This is a genomic window from Citrobacter sp. RHBSTW-00599 (genome assembly GCF_013784065.1).
Lineage (GTDB): Bacteria > Pseudomonadota > Gammaproteobacteria > Enterobacterales > Enterobacteriaceae > Citrobacter > Citrobacter braakii.
This window is the reverse complement of the sequence record NZ_CP056717.1, coordinates 4,514,304-4,537,568: the sequence shown is the minus strand read 5'-3', so window position 1 is coordinate 4,537,568 and position 23,265 is coordinate 4,514,304. Positions and strand designations below refer to the sequence as shown.

The following is a 23,265-nucleotide window of genomic DNA, read 5'->3' as shown; positions in this document are numbered from 1 at the left end:
GAAAAGTAAAAAATAAAAACATCACCTTGCAGCTCAAAAAAGCTGCAAGGTGCAGATAGTTTTTTAATTATTAATATTTAGAGAGATCGATTTTCAGCACGTAGTCGGGCTTCACACCTGTCATTTTTTCCGACTGTTTGACGCTGACGTACAAGGTGTTAGCATCAGCCGAGAGCGCCAGACTGTTAGGTAATGCATTGGTTTCAATGCTTTGTTTTACCTGGTGGGTCTTGCTGTTCACAATGCTGATGCGTTTAGCATTACGGTGGGTGATATAAACTTCCTGGCGTTTTTCGTTATATATCACCGCCAGCGAGTTAATAACCTTAATTGGTGCAATAACCTTACCGGTATTAATATCAACAACCAGTACATCCGCTAAATCCGGATCGGTCAGGAATGCGCGGTTATTTTTTGCATCCAGGGCAATATTCAGGAAAAAATGTTTTTTATCTGGCTCAATGGTAAAGCGATTAATAATTTGATGGTTGGTGGTATCCAGCGTAATAAGTTCGTTTCGGCCATTCACAACATACAGGCGGTTCTTATTTGCATCCACGGCCATGCCGGTCGGGTACTGGCCCATGTTCTCGAGGGTGGCGATTTTCTCGCGCTTTTGTGTGTCCACCACCCAGACTATGCCCTTTTCAGCCACGCCGGAAACGTACAGACGGTGGTGCTGTTTATCGAGCACCATTTCACGCGTATGAACAATATCTTTCGGGTTTTTGGCTTCGCTCAGTTGCAGTATCGCCAGCTCTTTACCGCTGCGGGTATCGACTAGCGTTACTGAACCTTCCAGCGTGTTGCCGACATACAGCACCTGGTTTTCTTCATCCAGCGCGGTGGCAAAGGCACGACGACTGGTGTCGATGACTTCAGTCGTCGTGAGTTTCTCCAGATCGAGTTTGTAGATAAGCCCGCTGGTTTTATCTTTATCAAACGACGGCGACGAGGCGACAAAAAGCGCATTCTGCTGGCTATCAACCGCCAGCTCATACACGCCGTTACCGACATCGCGAGTCAGAAAATCTTTCTCAGGTAGCGTCTGCGCCACGCTGGACAGGCTGGTAAATAACAGCGCTGTGGCGAGTGCCACGCAGGAATAGCGTTTCAGGGGCTTCACATTGTGGAGGTTCATTGACTTTTATTCACATTTATTTACATGATGAGAATGATAATGAGATCTAATATCATTCGCAATTAAGATAAATGAAATGTGACTACCCATTCTGGTAGGTCAAAAAGAAAACAGCGAAGGGGAGAGGTGGTAGAACGTAGAAATTTAAAAACCCTTACTAACCAGAGACTGGCGTTCAGGGTTTTAAGCTAACGCGAACTTACTTCTTCGCGCGCTCGAAAGAAGCAACGATTTCAGCTTTAGCGGCTTCAGCGTTGTCCCAACCGTCAACTTTCACCCATTTGCCCGCTTCGAGATCTTTGTAGTGTTCGAAGAAGTGGGTGATCTGCGCTTTCAGCAGTTCCGGCAGGTCGGTCACATCTTTGATGTGATCGTATTCTTTGCTCAGCTTAGTGTGCGGAACCGCAACCAGTTTCGCATCTTCACCGGATTCGTCAGTCATTTTCAGTACGCCAACCGGACGGCAGCGGATCACTGAACCTGGCTCCAGCGGGTACGGAGTCGGGACAAGAACGTCTACCGGGTCACCGTCCAGAGACAGGGTGTGGTTGATGTAACCGTAGTTGCACGGATAGAACATCGCGGTGGACATGAAGCGGTCAACGAACAGGGCGCCGCTCTCTTTGTCAACTTCGTATTTGATCGGATCTGCGTTGGCAGGGATCTCGATAACAACGTAGATATCTTCCGGCAGGTCTTTACCGGCAGGGACGTTGAGTAAGCTCATGTCTGTTTCCTTTAAATAAGCTATGGCAAACAAGTGGCGGGTATTATAGCCAACTCGCGCTGAATGTCTCCGCTTGTTTTCGCTTTCTCTGCGCTCATTTTCTTCTTTTTACCCCTCTCTCGTGACAGAAAAATCCATATCTTCAGCCGCATTTTTCATAGCGGGATGAAAGCGATTACAAAGTTGTGATTAACGTTTTATTTACTTTTTTGAAGTGTGATGTAACGCAATTCGTTACATGCTCAATTGTCTATAGTTTTTTCGCGACGGTTTATTAACCAACAATAATCACCCTACGAGGACGCACTTATGTGGAAGCGCTTACTTTTAGTCACAGCAGTTTCGGCAGCCATGTCGTCTATGGCAATGGCAGCCCCTTTAACCGTAGGATTTTCGCAAGTTGGCTCTGAATCCGGCTGGCGCGCCGCAGAAACCAACGTTGCGAAAAGCGAGGCTGAAAAGCGTGGTATTACGCTGAAAATCGCTGACGGCCAGCAAAAGCAGGAAAACCAGATTAAAGCAGTTCGCTCATTTGTTGCGCAGGGCGTTGACGCCATCTTTATTGCGCCAGTCGTGGCAACGGGTTGGGAACCGGTTTTAAAAGAAGCTAAAGATGCCGACATTCCGGTCTTTTTGCTCGATCGTTCCATCGATGTAAAAGACAAATCTCTCTATATGACCACGGTCACTGCCGACAACGTGCTGGAAGGTAAATTGATCGGCGACTGGTTGATTAAACAAGTGAACGGCAAGCCGTGTAACGTCGTTGAGCTGCAAGGGACCGTCGGGGCCAGCGTGGCCATCGATCGTAAAAAAGGGTTTGCTGAAGCCATCGCCAGCGCACCAAACATTAAGATTATCCGCTCACAGTCCGGCGACTTCACCCGCAGTAAAGGGAAAGAAGTGATGGAGAGCTTTATCAAAGCGGAAAACAATGGCAAGAACATCTGCATGGTTTACGCCCATAACGATGACATGGTGATCGGGGCGATCCAGGCGATTAAAGAAGCGGGCCTGAAACCCGGCAAAGATATTCTGACCGGTTCCATCGACGGCGTACCGGATATCTACAAAGCAATGATTGACGGTGAAGCCAACGCCAGCGTCGAGCTGACGCCGAATATGGCAGGCCCGGCATTCGACGCGCTGGAGAAATTCAAAAAAGACGGCACGATGCCTGAAAAGCTGACCATTACCAAGTCGATCCTCTATCTGCCGGATACCGCGAAAGAAGAGTTAGAGAAGAAGAAAAACATGGGCTACTAGTTTTGCTGCCGGTCTTCCGTAGGCCTGATGGCGTTGCGCTTATCAGGCCTACGAAAAGGCCGTGATTTCGTACCGGAGGAATGCCATGACCACCGACCCCCATCAGGAAATCCTCCGCACCGAAGGATTAAGCAAATTCTTTCCCGGCGTCAAAGCGCTGGATAACGTGGATTTCAGCTTGCGTCGCGGTGAGATTATGGCGCTGCTGGGAGAAAACGGAGCCGGTAAATCGACGCTAATCAAAGCGCTGACCGGCGTTTACCATGCCGATCGCGGCACGATCTGGCTCGAAGGCCAGCCTATCTCCCCCAAAAATACCGCCCATGCCCAGCAGTTGGGGATCGGTACCGTGTATCAGGAAGTGAATCTGCTGCCCAATATGTCGGTAGCGGATAACTTGTTTATTGGCCGTGAACCGCGGCGTTTTGGCCTGCTGCTGCGCAAGCAGATGGAAAAACGCGCGACGGAGTTGATGGCGTCATACGGTTTTTCCCTCGACGTGCGCGAGCCGCTGAACCGCTTTTCCGTGGCGATGCAGCAGATCGTCGCTATCTGTCGGGCGATCGATCTCTCCGCGAAAGTGCTGATCCTCGATGAGCCCACCGCCAGTCTTGATACCCAGGAGGTAGAAATGCTGTTCGGCCTGATGCGGCATCTGCGCGATCGGGGCGTCAGTCTGATCTTCGTTACCCACTTCCTCGATCAGGTCTATCAGGTCAGCGATCGCATTACCGTCCTGCGTAACGGCGGCTTCGTTGGCTGCCGTGAAACCCGAGAGCTGCCACAGATCGAACTGGTCAAAATGATGCTGGGTCGCGAACTGGATACCCATGCGCTACAGCGTGCGGGCCGTACGTTGCTGAGTGATAAACCAGTGGCGGCCTTTAGCGACTTTGGCAAGAAAGGCACCATCGCGCCGTTTGATCTTCAGGTGCGTCCTGGTGAGATCGTCGGTCTCGCTGGACTGCTGGGATCCGGGCGAACGGAAACGGCGGAGGTGATCTTCGGTATTAAACCCGCCGACAGCGGCAGTGCGCTGATCAAAGGCAAAGCGCAGACCTTGCGATCGCCGCATCAGGCTTCGTGTCTGGGGATCGGCTTCTGTCCGGAGGATCGCAAAACGGATGGTATTATCGCCGCCGCCTCGGTGCGGGAAAACATCATTCTGGCATTACAGGCGCAGCGTGGCTGGCTGCGGCCTATTCCGCGGAAAGAACAAAATGAGATTGCCGAGCGTTTTATCCGCCAGCTCGGAATTCGCACCCCCAACGCTGAACAGCCGATCGAGTTTCTCTCTGGCGGCAATCAGCAAAAAGTATTGCTCTCGCGCTGGTTACTGACCAAACCGCAGTTCCTGATCCTCGATGAACCCACGCGTGGGATCGACGTCGGCGCGCATGCCGAGATCATTCGCCTGATCGAAACGCTGTGCGCGGATGGTCTGGCGCTGCTGGTGATTTCATCCGAACTGGAAGAGTTAGTGGGCTATGCCGATCGGGTCATTATTATGCGCGATCGCAAACAGGTGGCTGAGATCCCGCTGGCTGAACTGTCCGTACCGGCGATCATGAACGCCATTGCGGCCTAAGGAGACTATGGTGATGCCTCAATCTCTCCCTCAATCCACTCCGCCGCAACGGCGATTCCGCTGGCCAAAGGGCATGCCACAACTGGTGGCGCTACTGCTGGTGCTGCTGGTGGATAGCCTGGTCGCGCCGCACTTTTATCAGGTGATTTTGCAAGATGGTCGGCTGTTCGGTAGCCCGATTGATATTCTCAACCGTGCCGCCCCCGTGGCGCTGTTAGCGATTGGCATGACGCTGGTAATTGCCACCGGCGGCATCGACCTTTCCGTAGGCGCCGTCATGGCTATTGCCGGTGCCACCACCGCGGCGATGACGGTGGCCGGGCACAGTTTGCCGGTGGTGCTGCTTGCCGCCTTAGGCTCCGGCATTCTGGCAGGGTTATGGAACGGGATTCTGGTGGCAATCCTCAAAATCCAACCGTTCGTTGCCACGCTAATCCTGATGGTGGCCGGACGCGGAGTGGCGCAGCTTATCACCTCCGGGCAGATCGTCACCTTCAATTCGCCCGAACTGTCGTGGTTTGGCAGCGGCTCGCTCTTACTGTTCCCCACGCCAGTGATCATTGCACTGTTAACGCTGGTGGTGTTCTGGCTACTGACGCGTAAAACGGCGCTGGGGATGTTTATTGAAGCGGTAGGCATCAACATTCGTGCGGCAAAAAACGCCGGGGTGAACACGCGCATTATCGTGATGCTCACCTATGTGCTGAGCGGTCTGTGTGCGGCTATCGCCGGCATTATCGTCACGGCGGATATCCGCGGGGCAGATGCCAATAACGCCGGATTGTGGCTGGAACTGGATGCCATCCTGGCGGTAGTCATTGGCGGTGGCTCGCTGATGGGCGGGCGCTTTAATCTGCTGCTGTCGGTGGTCGGGGCATTGATTATTCAGGGCATGAACACCGGGATTTTACTGTCGGGCTTCCCGCCAGAACTAAATCAAGTGGTCAAAGCCGTGGTGGTGTTGTGTGTGCTGGTCGTGCAATCACAACGCTTTATCAGCCTGATAAAAGGAGTGCGTGGTCATGATAAAACGTAATTTACCGCTGATGATCACCCTCGGCGTGTTTGTGCTGGGTTACCTCTACTGCCTGACACAATTTCCGGCTTTTGCTTCAACCAGAGTTATCTGCAATATCCTGACCGATAACGCTTTTCTGGGCATCATCGCCGTTGGCATGACCTTCGTGATTCTCTCTGGCGGGATCGACCTGTCCGTTGGCTCGGTGATCGCGTTTACCGGCGTATTTCTGGCGAAGGCCATTGGCTACTGGGGTATATCTCCGCTGCTGGCGTTTCCCCTGATTCTGCTGATGGGCTGTGCGTTTGGCGCGTTTATGGGGTTACTGATTGATGCGCTCAAGATCCCGGCATTCATTATTACCCTGGCGGGAATGTTCTTCCTGCGCGGTGTCAGCTATCTGGTGTCTGAAGAGTCGATCCCAATTAACCATCCGGTTTATGACATGCTCTCAAGCCTGGCATGGAAAATTCCCGGCGGCGGTCGCCTGAGTGCAATGGGATTGCTGATGCTGGCGGTAGTCGTCATTGGCATATTCCTGGCGCACCGTACGCGCTTTGGTAATCAGGTTTACGCAATTGGCGGCAACGCCACCTCTGCCAACCTGATGGGGATCTCAACCCGCAGCACGACCATCCGTATCTATATGCTGTCGACCGGGCTTGCGACGCTTGCCGGCATTGTCTTTTCAATTTACACCCAGGCGGGTTATGCGCTGGCGGGCGTCGGCGTTGAGCTGGATGCGATTGCCTCAGTCGTGATTGGCGGAACCCTGTTGAGCGGTGGGGTCGGTACGGTGTTAGGAACGTTGTTTGGTGTCGCCATTCAGGGGTTGATCCAGACCTACATTAATTTTGATGGCACATTAAGTTCCTGGTGGACGAAGATCGCGATTGGCATTTTATTGTTTATTTTTATTGCCTTACAGCGCGGTCTAACGGTACTTTGGGAAAATCGTCAAAGCTCGCCAGTAACCAGAGTGGGGACGGCGGCAACACCAAAGTAACATCCTGATTTTTCACTAAACATTTAAATACCTAAACTTTTTCCGGTTGTAGTCGATAGGTTCTGTACAGGTCTGTTTTAACCCTACAACCGGAAATATAACGATGCCAAAATCCCTTTCAATTCGATCAAGTTTGTTGGTGTTATTGTCTCTGCTGACGTTCCTTCTGTTGCTGACCGGCGGTATGGGGCTGTATGCCTCTACCCGTATCATTACTTCGTTGATTTACCACGGTATTATGAGTGCCTCGATGTTGGCTGCCCTCGCGTTGCTGGCGGTGATTTGGTTCATGTTGCGAAATAAGTTTCTCAAGCCGCTGGATAATATGGTTGAGCAACTGGAACGCCTGGCGACGGGGGATTTGTCGCCGGTTACCGCGCTGTCGGCCAGCGCCGAATTCAACCGTCTGAACGCGGCAATGGATGAAATGCGCCATGCGCTGGGCGACTCGGTACAGCGTGTCCGCGATGCCAGTTTACAAATTGATATTGGTAGCCGTGAGCTGACGGCCGGGAACCAGCATCTGGCACAACGTACTGAATCGACAGCCACTTCGCTGGAGCAGACCGCCGCCAGTATGGAAGAACTCACGGCGACCGTGAAACAGAATGCGCAGAACGCGGAACAGGCACACCAGTTGGCAAAATCGGTGTCGGATACCGCCGATCGCGGCAGTGAGATGGTGTGCTATGTGATTGAGAAAATGCGCGATATTTCCGGCAGTTCCAGCCGAATCGCCGACATCCTCAGCGTAATCGACGGTATTGCTTTCCAGACCAATATCCTGGCGCTCAATGCTTCTGTTGAAGCGGCACGTGCCGGTGAGCAAGGGCGGGGCTTTGCGGTCGTTGCGGGTGAAGTGCGTAATCTGGCCAGCCGCAGCGCCGAGGCGGCAAAAGAGATCCGCACGTTAATCAGCGATTCACACACCCACGTGGGAGAAGGCAGCGAGCTGGCGCAGCAGGCGGGCGAAACCATGGATGAGATTGCCAATGAAGTGATGCGCATGACCAAACTGATGCGTGAAATTGCCAGCGCGTCGCAGGAACAGAGTCGCGGTATTGAGCAGGTGAATATCGCGGTGATTCAGATGGATGAAACGGCGCAGCAAAATGCGGCGCTGGTACAGCAATCTTCAGCGGCTACCCGCTCGTTGGAAGAGCAGTCACATGCGCTGCTCGAAGCAATGGCGGCGTTTAAAGTACAAACGGCGTAGGGGATAAATTTGCCGGATGATGGCGTTAACACGTCTCATCCGGCAAAGCGTATTACGCGTCCGGGAATTCGCGGATAAAGCGTTCTACATCTTCAACCATATGGTCGTTACCTACGAAGAAGGAGCGACGCTGGTGCAGGCTTTCCGGGGTGATATCCAGAATGCGATCTTTACCATCGCTCGCTTTGCCGCCCGCCTGCTCGGCCAGGAAGGCCATCGGATTGCATTCGTACAGCAGACGCAGCTTCCCTTGCGGGTGGCTGGCGGTGCTTGGGTACAGGTAGATCCCGCCTTTGAGCAGATTACGATGGAAATCCGCAACCAGAGAGCCAATGTAGCGCGAGGTGTACGGGCGCTGAGTTGACTTATCTTCTTCCTGGCAGAATTTAATGTACTTCTTCACGCCGTTCGGGAATTTAATGTAGTTGCCTTCGTTAATGGAGTACGTGCTGCCTTTCGCCGGGAAGCGCATACGTTCCTGGCTGAGGCAGAATACGCCCAGAGAAGGATCGTAGGTGAAGGCGTGTACGCCACAGCCGGTGGTATACACCAGCATGGTGGAAGAACCATAAACAACGTAGCCCGCAGCAACCTGCTTGTTGCCTGGTTGCAGGAAATCCTCTTCCGTGACCGGCGTGCCGACTGGGGTTACGCGGCGATAAATAGAGAAAATAGTACCGACAGAGACGTTAACATCGATGTTGGATGAGCCATCCAGAGGATCCATCAGCACAACATATTTTGCGTGTTCACAGCCTTCAAAGACGACGATTTCATCTTCTTCTTCCGAGGCAATGCCCGCCACAATGTCGCGCGCCTTCAGTGCAGCTTTCAGTTTTTCGTTCGCGAACAGATCGAGTTTTTGCTGAACCTCTCCCTGCACGTTCTCAGCACCGCTGGCACCCAGGATATCGACCAGACCGGCCTTGTTGATATCGCGGTGGATGATCTTGGCGCCCAGCTTTATTGCCGACAACAAAGCAGTGAGTTCACCGGTAGCATGAGAAAACTCGTGCTGCTTTTCGACAATAAATTCACCTAACGTTTTCATAACACTTTCCCTGCAATTTATGTGGAGTAAAGCGACCGCAACAATATTAACAAATATTTCCATTGCCGCGCTTAGGTGAATCGCGCCAGCAAACTACGGAATATCCTGAAATGCGTTTCTCACTTGCCGGACATGTGCGTAAAATGGCCCCCAGATTAAAAAAGGATAGTGACGTATGCGCATTCATATTTTGGGAATTTGTGGCACTTTTATGGGCGGTCTGGCGATGCTGGCGCGCTCACTCGGTCATGAAGTAACCGGTTCGGACGCCAATGTGTATCCGCCGATGAGTACCTTACTTGAGAAGCAAGGCATTGATCTGATTCAGGGTTACGATGCCAGCCAGCTCGATCCGCAGCCGGACCTGGTGATCATTGGCAATGCCATGACCCGGGGTAATCCGTGTGTGGAAGCGGTGCTGGAAAAGAACATTCCGTACATGTCCGGCCCGCAGTGGCTGCATGACTTTGTGCTGCGCGATCGTTGGGTACTGGCGGTTGCGGGGACGCACGGCAAAACCACCACCGCCGGAATGGCGACCTGGATCCTCGAAGCCTGCGGCTATAAGCCTGGCTTTGTGATCGGCGGCGTACCGGGTAACTTTGAGGTTTCCGCGCGCCTGGGTGAGAGCGACTTCTTCGTGATTGAAGCGGATGAGTACGATTGCGCCTTCTTCGATAAGCGTTCTAAATTCGTACATTACTGCCCGCGTACGCTGATCCTCAACAACCTTGAGTTCGATCACGCGGATATTTTTGACGATCTGAAAGCGATCCAGAAACAGTTCCACCACCTGGTGCGTATCGTGCCGGGCCAGGGACGCATTATCTACCCGGAAAACGACATCAATCTGAAACAGACGATGGCGATGGGCTGCTGGAGCGAACAAGAGCTGGTTGGTGAACAAGGTCACTGGCAGGCGAAAAAGCTGACCACTGATGCATCCGAATGGGAAGTGTGGCTGGACGGTGAAAATGTTGGCGTGGTGAAGTGGGGCCTGGTAGGTGAGCACAACATGCACAACGGTCTGATGGCGATTGCTGCCGCGCGCCATGTTGGCGTCGTGCCTGCAGATGCAGCCAATGCGCTGGGCTCGTTCATCAACGCCCGTCGTCGTCTTGAGCTGCGCGGCGAAGCCAATGGCGTGACGGTGTATGACGATTTCGCCCATCACCCAACGGCCATTCTGGCAACGCTTGCGGCGCTGCGCGGTAAAGTGGGTGGCACGGCGCGCATCATCGCGGTGCTGGAACCACGCTCGAACACCATGAAAATGGGCCTGTGCAAAGATGACCTGGCGCCGTCGTTAGGGCGTGCGGACGAAGTGTTCCTGCTGCAACCCCCGCATATTCCGTGGCAGGTAGCAGAAGTCGCTGAAGCCTGCGTTCAGCCTGCGCACTGGAGCGGCGATGTGGATGCGCTGGCAGATATGGTGGTGAAAACTGCACAGCCTGGCGATCACATCCTGGTGATGAGTAACGGCGGGTTTGGTGGCATCCATCAAAAACTGCTGGATGGCCTGGCGAAGAAAGCCCAGGCAGAAGAAGAGTAAAAAAATGCCCGGTGGCGCTACGCTTACCGGGCTTACGATCCGTTGTGGGCCGGATAAGGTGTTTACACCGTTATCCGGCACTTTCTCAGGAGCACGATCTCCGTTGCCATCCGGCCTTCTGGTTACGCCATACTTCTCAACGGAATGGGAAGCCTCCATATGGAAATTTATAACTCAGATCGCAGAAATTAATTTCTAAATCATAAAATCTATTTCCGCTTTTCCCTTGCTAATATCCCCTCGAGAGCCAATGTGGCGTAAGTGCCACATAATAAAAGGTGCGCTCCATGCGAAAAAATTTAACCAATAATGAACTGCGAGTTTATAAATTCTGTCAGGAGAACCCTGCTGATGTTTATAAAATGAAAATTCATGAACTGGCAGATCGCGTTTATACTACCGCGCCATCTATTTCTAAGCTGGTAAAGAAATTAGGCTTTAATAATTTCCAGGAGTTTAAGGTCAACATTCGGGACGTATTCTCCAGATCGCAAAACTCGCAGCACCATAACGCGTTTGTTAGCGAATATATACAAGAAATGCAGGATGCTTTAGCCAGAGTGTCTGAGAATAAAGTCAAAGTCTTTTGTGATTTTTTGTCCGACTGCAATACGATTATCACCTGGGGATACGGTACATCAGATAGCGTGGCGAACTATGTTAGCTATAATCTGATGGTGCTGGGCTTTAATATCCTCAATGAAACAGACTACACCAACTGTAATGTCCGCAGCCGCTTTCTGACCGCTAACGATTGTATGCTGATTGTTTCCAACAGCGGTGAGTCAGAAATGCTGGAAGAGATAATTTTTAATGCCAGAAAAAACGGCATCAAGGTGGCCGCGATTACCAGCCGGGAAAACTCTACGCTGGCGCTTAAGGCCGATGCGGTCTTGATCTACAAAAACGCCATTATTAAAGATACTGCTTTCGAAAATATAAGCTATCCGATCCAGATAGCCATCGTAGATATTATGCTTTTCCATTTATCCAATGTCAGAAAAGTGTCGTTGAAATTTAATTCAAAAGTAGAAGACTAATGAAAAAACTAAAACTCGTGGTGATTGGTGCGGGTAGCAGCTATACGCCAGAACTGATTGAAGGTGTAATTAAAAACTACCACCAGCTTCCCATCTCTCACATCGCTTTTGTCGACGTTGAAATGGGTAAAGAGAAAATGAACATCATTTTCGATCTCACCAAAAGAATGCTTGCCAAAGCAAATTTACCAATTGATGTCATCCAAACTTTTGACCGCAAAACAGCGCTGCTGGGTGCCGACTTCGTGGTGACTCAACTGCGCGTCGGTGGTATCGATGCCCGAATCGTTGATGAAAAACTGCCGAAGTCATACGGTTTTATTGGCCAGGAAACCAACGGCGCGGGCGGGATGTTCAAAGCTCTGCGCACCATTCCGGTCATCATTGAAATAGCGAATGAAATGAAGGCGATTTGTCCAAACGCCTGGCTGATTAACTTCACCAATCCAGCTTCCATGGTGACAGAAGCGGTACTCAAATACAGCCACAACAATCGGGTCATCGGCCTGTGCAATGGTCCTGTCAATATGACCCATCAGGTGGCCGGGCTGCTGAATGCTAACGTAGAGGATTTATACGTCGAGTTCAAAGGCTCCAACCATATGAACTTTATTACCAAAATTTTGCATAACGGCGTCGACCGTACCCGCGAAACCATCGAGATAATCAACGCCGCCGACGTCGATGCACTGAGCTTTAAAAACATCAGCAATGAGCAGTTTCATAAAGAGCTGCTGGCCGCCACCAATCTGATCCCCTCTTCCTATTTAAAATACTACCTCAAGACGACTGAAATGCTGGCCGAGCAGGAAGCAGCCGAGCAATCACGGGGTGAGATCGTCAAAAATATCGAAGCCGAACTGTTTAAAAAATACAGCGACGTTACGCTTCAGGATAAGCCTAAAGAGCTGGAAGCCCGTGGCGGTGCGCTTTATTCCACCGCCGCGCTGAACGTTATTCGCGCTATTTACCGCGACGATAAGAGCATTCAAACCGTCAACGTTCGTAACGGCGGTGCTATCACTAATTTACCGGAAGAGGCGGTAGTTGAAGTGAACTGTGTGATTACCCGTAATGGTCCGATTCCAATTTGTACTGGTGAGATCCCATCTCCTGCGAAAGGGATTGTTTCCATGATGAAAGACTATGAAGCGCTGATCGTCAAAGCCGCCGCCACCGGCGATTATCAAGCGCTTATTTCTGGCTTTATTTTCAACCCATTATGCTCAAGCGACACTTCGGGCGTGGCGTTAGTCAAAGAGATGCTGCTGGCCAATAAAAAGTATCTTCCTTTATTCGCCAAAAAGATTGAATCACTTTAATAGCGAGAAGAAACGGATGAAATGTACAACGTTTGATACCAATGCCGCGCTGGCTGAACAGGTCGTTAGTGAGCTATCCGCGCTCAAACCACATTCTCGCGTGCTGATCCCCTCCGGTAGCACGCCTCACTGGATTTACGAAGCACTGGCAGCGACACCGTTTGCCGAACGCCTTACCTTCTTTGCGCTGGATGAGTGGGTCAACGTGCCCAGCGAATCAGATGGCAGCTGCCTGAACATGATTAATCAGGACTTTGTGCACAAATGTGCCTATCCGGTGCGGTTAGTCCATTTCAATCCGTTTGCCTCTACGGCACAAAATATTGCCCATTACCAAACCGCGCTCAACGGTGAAGAGTTTGACTATGTAATTCTGGGCGTGGGAATGAACGGGCATATCGGCTTAAACGAGCCGGGCGTGCCGTTTGATGAGGATTATCTACAAACTCAACTGGATGACGTAACAATTAACGTTGCCAGCCATAAATACTTCTCCGGAGATGTCACCCTCACCGAGGGTATTACCGTCGGGCTGAATAAAATCATCAAGGCTGGAAAAGTGATTGTCATCATCAACCACGATACGAAAAAAGATATTTATCAGGAGATTGTTAACGGCGATGCGCACCACACTCAGGTTCCTGCCATCTATATCAAGCAGTTCCCGCAGGTTAATTATTACGTGACAAAAAACCTTATAGGGTAAGCGGGCATGAGCATAACCTCTCTACTCGAACAAAAGATGTTGCCACTGGCCGAGAAAATCTCGTCAAACATCTACCTGACCGCACTAAAAAATGCGTTTATTGCCCTGATTCCCTTTTTGATTGTCGGTTCATTTTTCGTATTGTTAACCAACTTTCCTGTTAACGGCTATCACGAGTTTATGAGTTCGCTGTTAGGGGAAGGCGTGCTGGATAAGCTCAATTACGGGATTAACGCCAGCTACGGATTAATGACGCTGCTGGTGATTATCACCTTCTCAAAGGAGTTAGTTGAAAAGCTTAATCTCAGCCAAAGTTCCGCTATTTTACCGGTGGCGATCTTCTTCTTAATGTCGCCTGGTCATATTACGACAGGATCGGGAGAAATCGTCGCCGATGCTTACGCGCTGCTCGACTTTAGCTCTGAATCGATGTTCTTAGGGATTATCGTTACTGTGGTCACCATCAAGGTGGTTCAGTTTCTGGAAAACAGGGCTTTTACCATCAAGATGCCTGCGAGTGTCCCGCCAGAGATTGCCAGGTCGTTTAAATCGCTGGTACCTATCTTCTTAGTGCTACTGTTCTGGATTATCGCCAAGGTGCTGTTTGAGAACACGCCTTTTGGTACGCCGGGGAAATTTATCAGCGTCATGTTGCAACAGCCGTTGCTGTATCTGGGGAATTCCCTCTTATCGCAACTGATTGCTGAGATGATGATCAGTTTCTTCTGGTTCTTTGGGATCCATGGCGACTCTATCATGACATCCGTAATGGGGCCTATCTGGCAAACGCTCAGTGCGCAGAACCTGGCGCAAACTCAGGCCGGGCTGGTAGCGACCAACATCATTACTCAGCAGTTCAGGGATGTCTATTTGATTGCCGGCGGTACGGGCTTTACCGGAGCGCTGTTGATTAGCATCTTTATGGTTGCCAAAAGTACGCGATTAAAGCAGCTCTCACGGCTGGCGGCACCGGCGGCAATTTTTAACATTAATGAGCCGGTTATTTTTGGTTTGCCAATCGTGCTTAATCCGCTGATGCTTATCCCGTTTATCATTACCCCAATGGTGCTGTGTACGGTTACTTATGTGGTTATCGCATTCGGCTGGGTTCCCCCCACCTCTGGTATCTCCATTCCCTGGACAACGCCGATCTTTATTTCTGGTTTCCTCACCACCGGGATTTCAGGCATTGTTTTACAGGCCGTGAATCTGGTTATCGCCACCGCGATTTATACACCGTTCGTGAAGATTTTAGATAAGCAGTATCTGCATGAAGAGAGCCAGTCAGAGAACGCTATGGGCGAAATGCAGCCCCAGCAGTAAGAGCACAGAATCCAGGCCGGATGAAGTATTTACATCATCCGGCACTTTCTGCAGACGAAGAGGTTAGATTTCGTTTTCCGCCAGTTCACGCAGATACTGGAAAATCTGACGTGCTGATTTCGGCGGCTTGTTGCCTTCTAGCTCTTTCTTCGCATTGCGAACCAGAGAACGAAGCTGCTGGCGATCGGCGTTTGGCCACAGGTTCAGCACTTCCGCTACCGCATCATCACCTTCGGCGATCAGGCGATCGCGCAGTTGCTCAAGCTTGTGAAACAGTACAACCTGTTGGTTGTGACGGTTTTTCAGCTTGTCCAGCGCCTGACGGATAGGATCAACATCGCGCTGGCGCAACATTTTGCCAATCAGCTGCAGCTGGCGGCGGCGACCTTCCATCTTAATACGCTGGGCCAACTCAATCGCGGCACGTAAATCCGCGTCGAGCGGGATTTTATCCAGCGCGTTTTTCCCCAGTTTTACCAGTTCCACACCCAGGTGTTTTAACTCCTCGGCGTCACGTTTTATTTCACTTTTACTGACCCAGATAATTTCATCGTCTTCGTCTTCGATGTCATCACCGGGAACGTCGTCGAGCCAGTCTTCGGGCTGCTTAGTCATGTCAGGCTCCTTAAAAAAAGAGGCTAATGTTACCAGTTAAGATGCGCACTGAAAAACGGTTCTCTGTTAGACTTCAGAGAAACTCTCTCTACATTATGGCATTTGCGATGAAAGTAATCTCACAAGTTGAAGCGCAGCGTAAGATTCTGGAAGAAGCGGTCTCGACGGCACTGGAATTAGCGTCAGGTAAGTCGGATGGCGCGGAAGTCGCTGTGAGCAAGACCACGGGTATTAGCGTCAGCACCCGTTATGGTGAAGTGGAGAACGTAGAATTCAATAGCGATGGCGCGCTGGGGATTACGGTTTATCACCAAAACCGTAAGGGCAGCGCATCGTCCACCGATTTAAGCCCGCAGGCGATTGCACGTACCGTGCAGGCCGCGCTGGATATTGCACGTTACACCTCACCGGACCCGTGCGCGGGCGTGGCAGATAAAGAACTGCTGGCCTTTGATGCGCCCGATTTGGATCTGTTCCACCCGGCGGAAGTGTCCCCTGACGAAGCTATCGAACTGGCAGCCCGCGCGGAACAGGCGGCGCTACAGGCCGACAAGCGTATCACCAATACCGAAGGCGGCAGTTTTAACAGCCACTATGGCATCAAAGTGTTTGGTAACAGCCACGGGATGCTGCAGGGCTACTGCTCCACGCGTCATTCTCTTTCCAGCTGCGTCATCGCGGAAGAAAATGGCGATATGGAGCGTGATTACGCCTACACCATTGGCCGGGCGATGGGCGATCTGCAAACGCCGGAATGGGTGGGGGCAGACTGTGCTCGCCGCACCTTATCTCGCCTCTCTCCGCGTAAACTTTCCACCATGAAAGCACCAGTGATTTTTGCCAACGAAGTGGCGACTGGGCTGTTCGGACATCTGGTCGGCGCGATTGCCGGTGGTTCGGTGTACCGTAAATCCACCTTCCTGCTCGACTCGCTGGGCAAACAAATTCTGCCGGAATGGCTGACTATTGAAGAACATCCGCACCTGCTGAAAGGGCTGGCGTCGTCGCCGTTCGACAGCGAAGGCGTACGGACCGAACGCCGTGACATTATTAAAGACGGTGTGCTGACCCAATGGCTGCTGACCAACTATTCCGCACGTAAGCTGGGACTGAAGAGCACCGGTCATGCGGGCGGGATCCACAACTGGCGAATTCCGGGACAGGGTCTAAGCTTCGAGCAGTTGCTCAAAGAGATGGGCACAGGTCTTGTGGTTACCGAGCTGATGGGCCAGGGCGTTAGCGGCATTACCGGCGATTACTCGCGCGGCGCGGCGGGTTTTTGGGTCGAAAACGGCGAAATTCAGTATCCGGTGAGTGAAATTACCATCGCCGGTAACTTAAAAGAGATGTGGCGCAATATTGTGACCGTAGGCAACGATATTGAAACACGCAGTAATATACAGTGTGGTTCGGTATTGTTACCGGAGATGAAAATCGCCGGGCAATGATACTCGTTAAGGCGTTAATTTTTTAATAATAAAAAAGGAAGTGAGCAATGCGTAAACACCTGTTAGCGATCGTCGCGGCTTCAACGCTGGTTCTTGGTTCTTCTGCGTTTGCAGCCGATCTCGAAGATGACATGGGGATCCTCAACGACAACCTGAAGATCGTCGAAAAAACGGACAATGCGACTGAACTGAAAGACGCGTTGACCAAAATGCGTGCAGCCGCGCTGGATGCTCAAAAGGGAACGCCGCCGAAGCTGGAGAGCAAATCCCCGGACAGTGCGGAGATGAAAGATTTCCGCCACGGCTTTGACACGCTGATCGGTCAGATTGACGGCGCGCTTAAACTGGCGAACGAAGGTAAAGTCAAAGAGGCGAAAGCCGTTGCGGAAGACCTGAAAAAAACGCGCAACGAAAACCACAAGAAGTTCCGCTAATCTACTCTATCCGGCCTGCATAACCGTAGGCCGGATAAGACGCTGCGCCCCTGCATCCCATAAGTAAACGCTATCCCCATCACATTTTTTCATTTTTATCGTCCATTCATTGTTCGCATTTCCTTCCATTTTGCTGCTCACTCTTGCGATCTCAATCACATTCTTCCAGTGATTAATCGTGGTCCTGGCCCTTTTTGCGGCACAGATCACTATCGCTGCGCCCCTTTCCACTTCGAAGTGGAAAACAACTCGCTACAAACTTTTAACCCCCGCCGCTAAGTTACCCTCAGAGCCACTAGTGGGGTAAGACGAGTGAATAACGGAGCTGTAATGAATGACATGGGGGAATCGGTGGAACTGGCCGACCGCATGCTGGCGCAGGTGTATGCCTTGCTGCGTGAACGCCACATTATTCCCAACGCTGTACAGGAACAGATGCTGACGTCGCATGTTCGCGCCATGGCGCACCGCTCGGTAACGGGTGAACCCTTACCAGAAGTCGATGCCAGCTTGTTTGATGAAATTTCTGCCGAATCAATGGCGCTTGCCCGTGACGTGGTCGCTGAGTTTGGCAATCTTCCTGAGGAAGAGGCCTGGCTGCTGTCGGTGCACTTCGAAGTCGCGAAAGACAACCTTTAAGGAGCAAAAGATGGAACAGATTACCGTAGTGATTGGCGATCGTCTGGGTAAAGGCCAGAAAGTGGCGGCAGGCGTTGAGAAAGCGGGCGGCCGTGCGGTTGTGGTGCCGGGCGTTGCGGCAGATATGAAGCTGGGTGACGTGATGAAAGCGGAAAACGCCACCTTTGGCATCTCGTTTTGCGGCAGTGGCGGCGCGGGTGCGATTACCGCGCAGACCAAATACGGCTACAAGGCGAAATACGGCATGCGCTCGGTTGATGAAGGGGTCACGGCCATCAACGAAGGTTGCAACGTGCTGGGGTTCGGTTTTATGGACAAAGAAGAACTCGGTGAGCGCCTGGTACAGGCGTGGCAAAAGAAACACGGCGCTTAAGCATGAAAGAACAATTCACCACCACGGTGAGAGTCACTGGCAAGGGCGAGGCCAAAGCGCGCGCCTTTGCCGATGCCCTGAACCACGTTCAGGCAGCGGTGATGAAAGCGTCGCCGCATATCTTACTGCGTATTGAGCCACAGGATGTGCAGGTTGTTCAAGCGCGTGAATCGGTGCGCAAAGAGGCATTTTTATTCCTCTTTTTGCGCCGGGAAAGACGCACCTTCAGCGTGGAGCTGGACGTGACCGTCAACGTGACTGCCATCAATCTCGACAAGGTGGATTTCGTTACGCAACGCTGATTCTTTATTAAAAGGCATAATTATGTTCCTGATAATATTAATAAAATCGCTCATCATCGGCGGCCTGGTTGGCGTCGGTGTCGGCGCTGGGGCTGCACGCATGTTTCATGCGCCTACCACTCAAGGGATGGGCGCGTTTCGTACTCTGGGAGAACTGAATTCCTGTGAAGGGGATCCGGCTTCTCACTTCTCGTTCGGCCTGGGCTTCTTCTTTAACGCCTGGGCTTCCTCCGTTGCGGCGGGGGCGTTCACTCAGGACGTCGACCATCGCATCATCCCCAACTGGGGCGCTGCTGCGCTGATGGTTAAAAACCGCAACGTCGGTGAAACGCTGCACGATCCCAAGCGCATGGCGATTGCCTGCGGCGTTATCGGGATGATCGTCGTGACCTTCCTGAACCTCACAGCGTCATCCGTACCGGAAGCGTTGCAGGTGACCGCCGTCAAGGTGCTGGTGCCTGCGGCTAACCTGCTGGTTAACACCGTGATGCCAGTGATCTTCTGGCTGGCGGCGATCGATGCCGGTAAAAAATCAGGCTTCTGGGCCACCGTCTTTGGCGGCGCGGCGCAGCTGATTATGGGCAACGCCGTTCCGGGTCTGGTCCTTGGCATTCTGATCGGTAAAGGCGTGGAAGAGAGCGGCTGGAACCACGTCACTAAAGTGATGATGGTGGCTATCGTCGCGCTGTTTGTCCTGAGCGGCTTCTTCCGCGGCTTCGACATGAAGATGATCGAATCCTTCCATCTGACCGTGCCTAACTGGCTCGAACTTATCCACAACTCGCTCAGCGGCAAATAACGGAGGCCATCATGGAACAGAATAAAGGTTTTTGGTTCGCTGACTGGTCGTTCCCGATCTTCGTTGGCCTGCTCTCCTCTGGCGTATTTGCCGGAACGCACATGTACTACCTGTACGGTATTGGCGCATTTAACGAAGTCGCTTTTGTGGCGATGCTGAAGGCGGGAATGGACACCGGCTCCTACGGGGCGGTGGCGGCGTTTGGTGCAAGCTTCCTGTTTGCCCGCATCATTGAAGGTTCGCTGGTGGGGATTCTGGATATTGGCGGGGCTATTCAGACCGGGGTCGGGTTAGGTGTTCCGGCGCTGCTGCTGGGCGCAGGTATTATCTTCCCGGTTGCCAACTTCGCAGCGTCGCTGGTTACCGGTCTGGTGATTGGTCTGGCGATTGGCTACATCATTATTCTGGCGCGTAAGTTCACCATCAATCAGAGCGACTCGACCTACGGCGCGGATGTCATGATGGGGGCCGGTAATGCCTCCGGCCGCTTCCTCGGGCCATTGATTATCCTCAGCGCGATGACGGCGTCTATCCCTATCGGCATCGGTTCACTGGCGGGCGCGCTGCTGTTTTACCTGTGGCAGAAACCGATCACCGGCGGGGCGATCCTTGGGGCGATGATCCTCGGGTCCATCTTCCCGATTGCCATTAGCTAACTGTTGATTTGTAGGCCGGATGAGGCGGTTGCGCCGCCATCCGGCAAAGGAGAGAGCGATGTTTGATTTACTCCTGCGCCGTGCGCGCCTCGTTGACGATACGGTGAGCGATATTGCGCTCAAAGACGGCAAAATTGCGGCGTTGGGCGACGTTGATGGCCCGGCGCTGAAAACCATCAAACTGGGCGGCGAGTACTACGTCAGCGCAGGTTGGATTGATTCCCACGTTCACTGCTATCCGAAATCCCCGATTTATCACGACCAACCGGACAGCGTCGGTATAGCTACCGGCGTTACCACGGTGGTGGATGCGGGCAGTACCGGGGCGGATGATATCGATGATTTTTATACCCTGACCCGGGAATCGACCACCGAAGTGTATGCGCTGCTGAATATTTCCCGCGTTGGGCTTATCGCCCAGAACGAGCTGGCTAATATGGCCAACATTGACGCCGATGCGGTTCGACAGGCGGTGAAGCGCCATCCTGATTTTATCGTCGGCCTGAAGGCGCGCATGAGCAGCAGCGTGGTCGGTGAAAACGGCATTACGCCGCTGGAGCGCGCCAAAGCGATGCAAGCGCAGAACGGTGACCTGCCGCTGATGGTGCACATCGGCAACAATCCGCCGGATCTGGATGAGATCGCCGAACGCCTGACCGCGGGCGACATCATTACCCACTGCTACAACGGTAAGCCGAATCGCATTCTGACGCCGCAAGGCGAGCTGCGGGCGTCAGTGACGCGGGCGATTTCACGCGGTGTGCGTCTGGACGTTGGGCATGGCACTGCCAGCCTGAGCTTTGCGGTGGCAAAACGCGCTATCGGTCTGGGCATTTTGCCGCACACCATCAGCTCCGATATTTATTGTCGCAACCGTATCAGCGGCCCGGTGTATTCCCTGGCGAATGTGATGTCGAAATTTCTCGCCATTGGGATGTCGCTCCCGCAGGTCATTGAGTGCGTTACTGCCAATGCCGCCGATGGTCTGCGCCTGAAACAGAAAGGGCGACTGCAGGTTGGTCTGGATGCCGATTTAACCCTCTTTACGCTTAAGCGCCAGCCAACCGTGCTGGTAGATGCAGAAAACGACAGCCTGCAGGCTGAACAACTGCTGGTGCCGCTTGCCGCAATACGTGCGGGCAAGGGCTATATGACCGAACAAGGGAGCGCGGAACATGCCTTCGATTTTTGAGAAATACAATTTAAAACAGGTGATTAACACCTCAGGCCGCATGACGGCGCTCGGCGTTTCTACGCCACGACCAGAAGTGGTTGAGGCCGCAATGGCGGGGATGAATCAATATTTTGAGATGAAAGACCTGGTCAATAAGACCGGTGACTACATTGCGAAATTGCTGGAGGTGGAAGGGGCTACCGTCGTCTCCTGCGCTTCGGCCGGAATCGCCCTGTCAGTGGCTGGAGTGCTGGTTAAGGACAGCGACTGGCTGCTGGAGAACCTGCACGTCGCGCCGATCGAGAACAACGAAATCGTGCTGCCCAGAGGCCACAACGTCAACTTTGGCGCTCCGGTTGGCACCATGGTGGCGCTCGGCGGCGGCAAGCTAGTGGAAGCGGGTTATGCCAACGAATGTTCCGCCGCTCAGCTGGCGGCGGCCATTACGCCACGCACGGCGGCCATTCTGTATATCAAATCTCACCACTGCGTCCAGAAAAGCATGCTCAGCGTGGAACAGGCTGCGGTGGTGGCGCGTACGCATAATCTGCCGCTAATCGTGGATGCGGCGGCGGAAGAGGATTTGCAGTGCTACTACCGGGTTGGTGCGGATCTGGTGATTTATAGCGGTGCGAAGGCGATTGAAGGGCCAACCAGCGGCCTGGTGATTGGCAAAACCCAATACGTTGAGTGGGTGAAGCGCCAGACCGCGGGGATTGGTCGGGCGATGAAGGTGGGCAAAGAGGGGATTCTTGGCCTGACCTGCGCCATCGAACTGTATCTGAACGCGCAGAAAGAGAGCGGCGCGGAGATGGTCGAGAAAATGACGCCGTTCATTAATGCGTTAAACCAGCTTCACGGCGTAAGTGCCCGCGTGGTGTGGGACAGCGCAGGGCGCGACATCGCGCGCACCGAAATTAAGTTTGACGAAGCGGCAACCGGCATCGCCACAGGTGAACTGGTCGACGCGCTCAAGCAGGGAGAGTACGCGATTTACTTCCGTGGTTACAAAGCTAACGAAGGCATTATCGAAGCCGATGTGCGCAGCGTGGATCGCGCGCAACTGGAGATTGTGGCCCGTCGAATTGGTGAAGTGATTTCGCAGGAGAAAAAAGCATGAAACTGACCCCTAACTTTTATCGCGACCGCGTCTGCCTGAACGTGCTGGCGGGCTCCAAAGAAAATGCCCGGGATATTTACGCGGCGGCGGAAGGACACTTGCTGGTCGGTGTGTTGTCAAAAAATTACCCGGATGTCGCAAGCGCGGTTGCGGATATGCGTGAATACGCAGCGCTTATCGACAATGCCCTCTCCGTGGGGCTGGGGGCGGGCGATCCCAACCAGTCGGCGATGGTCAGTGAAATCTCCCGTCAGGTGCAGCCACAGCATGTTAATCAGGTCTTTACCGGCGTGGCGACCAGCCGCGCGCTGCTGGGTCAGCAGGAGACGGTGGTCAACGGTCTGGTCTCGCCAACCGGCACTCCGGGCAGGGTGAAAATCTCCACCGGTCCGCTGAGCAGCCAGACGCCAGACGGCATTGTGCCGGTAGAAACCGCGATTGCGTTGCTCAAAGACATGGGGGGGAGCTCGATTAAATACTTCCCAATGGGTGGCCTGAAGTGCCGTGAGGAATACATTGCAGTTGCCCAGGCCTGCGCCCGCCATGACTTCTGGCTGGAGCCCACCGGCGGTATCGATCTGGATAATTTCACTGAAATTTTGCAGATCGCCCTGGATGCCGGAGTGAGCAAAATCATTCCTCACATCTATAGTTCGATTATTGATAAGGTGAGTGGTAACACCCGACCGGACGACGTGCGCCAGCTGATGGCGATGACCCGGGCCTGCGTAGGCTAACTGACTGATGAG

The 23,265-nt window shown here is 52.7% G+C and carries 24 protein-coding genes; 20 read left to right on the top strand and 4 right to left on the bottom strand.

The genetic code is table 11. The annotated features are described in order from the left end of the window. Nucleotides 1-70 precede the first annotated feature (70 nt). Together HV243_RS22025 and ppa are read right to left on the bottom strand one after the other, a co-directional pair. A complete protein-coding gene (locus HV243_RS22025) occupies nucleotides 71-1,141 on the bottom strand; it encodes a YncE family protein (RefSeq protein ID WP_047358567.1) in 1,071 nt (356 codons plus the stop codon). Between the two features lie 199 nt (nucleotides 1,142-1,340). Then, the gene (gene ppa / locus HV243_RS22020) at nucleotides 1,341-1,868 is read right to left on the bottom strand and encodes an inorganic diphosphatase (RefSeq protein WP_003025726.1); all 528 of its coding nucleotides are present in this window, start codon (nucleotides 1,866-1,868) and stop codon (nucleotides 1,341-1,343) included. 309 nt (nucleotides 1,869-2,177) lie between these two features. On the opposite strand from ppa, the gene ytfQ reads away from it, so the two are divergent. From ytfQ to HV243_RS21995, 5 genes are all read left to right on the top strand, one after another. Continuing rightward, the gene (gene ytfQ, locus HV243_RS22015; RefSeq protein WP_016155532.1) at nucleotides 2,178-3,134 is read left to right on the top strand and encodes a galactofuranose ABC transporter substrate-binding protein YtfQ; all 957 of its coding nucleotides are present in this window, start codon (nucleotides 2,178-2,180) and stop codon (nucleotides 3,132-3,134) included. A gap of 85 nt (nucleotides 3,135-3,219) precedes the next feature. Further along, on the top strand, nucleotides 3,220-4,722 hold the full coding sequence (gene ytfR / locus HV243_RS22010; RefSeq protein ID WP_046275826.1) for a galactofuranose ABC transporter, ATP-binding protein YtfR: 1,503 nt from the start codon (nucleotides 3,220-3,222) through the stop codon (nucleotides 4,720-4,722). Nucleotides 4,723-4,735: 13 nt separating this feature from the next. Then, the gene (gene ytfT, locus HV243_RS22005; RefSeq protein WP_016155534.1) at nucleotides 4,736-5,758 is read left to right on the top strand and encodes a galactofuranose ABC transporter, ATP-binding protein YtfT; all 1,023 of its coding nucleotides are present in this window, start codon (nucleotides 4,736-4,738) and stop codon (nucleotides 5,756-5,758) included. After that, nucleotides 5,745-6,746 carry a galactofuranose ABC transporter, permease protein YjfF gene (gene yjfF / locus HV243_RS22000; RefSeq protein ID WP_016151457.1) on the top strand — a complete coding sequence of 334 codons (1,002 nt, stop codon included), beginning with the start codon at nucleotides 5,745-5,747 and terminating at the stop codon, nucleotides 6,744-6,746. Before ytfT ends, yjfF begins: the two co-directional genes overlap by 14 nt. A 103-nt stretch (nucleotides 6,747-6,849) precedes the next feature. Further along, a complete protein-coding gene (locus HV243_RS21995; protein WP_016155535.1) occupies nucleotides 6,850-7,962 on the top strand; it encodes a methyl-accepting chemotaxis protein in 1,113 nt (370 codons plus the stop codon). 52 nt (nucleotides 7,963-8,014) lie between these two features. On the opposite strand, the gene fbp is transcribed toward HV243_RS21995, so the two are convergent. Next, complete coding sequence (gene fbp, locus HV243_RS21990; RefSeq protein WP_016151459.1) at nucleotides 8,015-9,013, bottom strand: class 1 fructose-bisphosphatase; 999 nt, start codon at nucleotides 9,011-9,013, stop codon at nucleotides 8,015-8,017. Between the two features lie 175 nt (nucleotides 9,014-9,188). Between fbp and mpl the strand changes: the two genes are divergently transcribed. From mpl to HV243_RS21965, 5 genes are all read left to right on the top strand, one after another. Next, entirely contained in the window at nucleotides 9,189-10,565 is a 1,377-nt protein-coding gene (mpl, locus tag HV243_RS21985) for a UDP-N-acetylmuramate:L-alanyl-gamma-D-glutamyl-meso-diaminopimelate ligase (RefSeq protein WP_016151460.1), read from the top strand. Between the two features lie 287 nt (nucleotides 10,566-10,852). Then, nucleotides 10,853-11,605 (top strand): MurR/RpiR family transcriptional regulator, encoded by a 753-nt coding sequence (locus HV243_RS21980; protein WP_046275824.1) that lies wholly within the window; start codon nucleotides 10,853-10,855, stop codon nucleotides 11,603-11,605. Continuing rightward, nucleotides 11,605-12,927, top strand: coding sequence for a 6-phospho-beta-glucosidase (locus HV243_RS21975; protein WP_053389024.1), 1,323 nt, complete (start codon nucleotides 11,605-11,607; stop codon nucleotides 12,925-12,927). The genes HV243_RS21980 and HV243_RS21975 overlap by 1 nt, the downstream gene beginning before the upstream one ends. Before the next feature lie 16 nt (nucleotides 12,928-12,943). Beyond that, nucleotides 12,944-13,633 carry a 6-phosphogluconolactonase gene (locus HV243_RS21970; protein ID WP_016155538.1) on the top strand — a complete coding sequence of 230 codons (690 nt, stop codon included), beginning with the start codon at nucleotides 12,944-12,946 and terminating at the stop codon, nucleotides 13,631-13,633. A 6-nt stretch (nucleotides 13,634-13,639) separates the two neighbouring features. Next, a complete protein-coding gene (locus HV243_RS21965) occupies nucleotides 13,640-14,956 on the top strand; it encodes a PTS transporter subunit EIIC (protein WP_053389025.1) in 1,317 nt (438 codons plus the stop codon). Nucleotides 14,957-15,019: 63 nt separating this feature from the next. Here the strand turns inward: HV243_RS21965 and yjgA are convergent, their stop codons facing one another. Next, complete coding sequence (gene yjgA / locus HV243_RS21960; RefSeq protein WP_053389026.1) at nucleotides 15,020-15,571, bottom strand: ribosome biogenesis factor YjgA; 552 nt, start codon at nucleotides 15,569-15,571, stop codon at nucleotides 15,020-15,022. A 95-nt stretch (nucleotides 15,572-15,666) separates the two neighbouring features. On the opposite strand from yjgA, the gene pmbA reads away from it, so the two are divergent. From pmbA to HV243_RS21910, 10 genes are all read left to right on the top strand, one after another. Continuing rightward, nucleotides 15,667-17,019 carry a metalloprotease PmbA gene (gene pmbA / locus HV243_RS21955; RefSeq protein ID WP_003830385.1) on the top strand — a complete coding sequence of 451 codons (1,353 nt, stop codon included), beginning with the start codon at nucleotides 15,667-15,669 and terminating at the stop codon, nucleotides 17,017-17,019. Between the two features lie 47 nt (nucleotides 17,020-17,066). After that, entirely contained in the window at nucleotides 17,067-17,453 is a 387-nt protein-coding gene (gene cybC / locus HV243_RS21950; RefSeq protein ID WP_016155540.1) for a cytochrome b562, read from the top strand. 330 nt (nucleotides 17,454-17,783) lie between these two features. Beyond that, nucleotides 17,784-18,092, top strand: a complete 309-nt coding sequence (locus HV243_RS21945; protein WP_016151467.1) for a PRD domain-containing protein — start codon at nucleotides 17,784-17,786, stop codon at nucleotides 18,090-18,092. A 10-nt stretch (nucleotides 18,093-18,102) separates the two neighbouring features. After that, nucleotides 18,103-18,465: an SFCGS family glycine-rich protein gene (locus HV243_RS21940; protein ID WP_003830384.1), complete on the top strand. Its 363-nt coding sequence runs from the start codon at nucleotides 18,103-18,105 to the stop codon at nucleotides 18,463-18,465. A 2-nt stretch (nucleotides 18,466-18,467) separates the two neighbouring features. Beyond that, nucleotides 18,468-18,767: a DUF4312 family protein gene (locus HV243_RS21935; protein ID WP_016151468.1), complete on the top strand. Its 300-nt coding sequence runs from the start codon at nucleotides 18,468-18,470 to the stop codon at nucleotides 18,765-18,767. A gap of 22 nt (nucleotides 18,768-18,789) precedes the next feature. Next, nucleotides 18,790-19,566, top strand: coding sequence for a DUF4311 domain-containing protein (locus HV243_RS21930; RefSeq protein ID WP_005134210.1), 777 nt, complete (start codon nucleotides 18,790-18,792; stop codon nucleotides 19,564-19,566). Between the two features lie 11 nt (nucleotides 19,567-19,577). Continuing rightward, nucleotides 19,578-20,222, top strand: a complete 645-nt coding sequence (locus tag HV243_RS21925) for a DUF4310 family protein (protein ID WP_003830379.1) — start codon at nucleotides 19,578-19,580, stop codon at nucleotides 20,220-20,222. A gap of 58 nt (nucleotides 20,223-20,280) precedes the next feature. Further along, complete coding sequence (locus HV243_RS21920; protein ID WP_053389028.1) at nucleotides 20,281-21,414, top strand: amidohydrolase/deacetylase family metallohydrolase; 1,134 nt, start codon at nucleotides 20,281-20,283, stop codon at nucleotides 21,412-21,414. Further along, nucleotides 21,398-22,516 carry a DgaE family pyridoxal phosphate-dependent ammonia lyase gene (locus tag HV243_RS21915; protein WP_053389029.1) on the top strand — a complete coding sequence of 373 codons (1,119 nt, stop codon included), beginning with the start codon at nucleotides 21,398-21,400 and terminating at the stop codon, nucleotides 22,514-22,516. Before HV243_RS21920 ends, HV243_RS21915 begins: the two co-directional genes overlap by 17 nt. After that, on the top strand, nucleotides 22,513-23,253 hold the full coding sequence (locus HV243_RS21910; RefSeq protein WP_053389030.1) for a KDGP aldolase family protein: 741 nt from the start codon (nucleotides 22,513-22,515) through the stop codon (nucleotides 23,251-23,253). The genes HV243_RS21915 and HV243_RS21910 overlap by 4 nt, the downstream gene beginning before the upstream one ends. The last annotated feature ends 12 nt before the right edge of the window (nucleotides 23,254-23,265 follow it).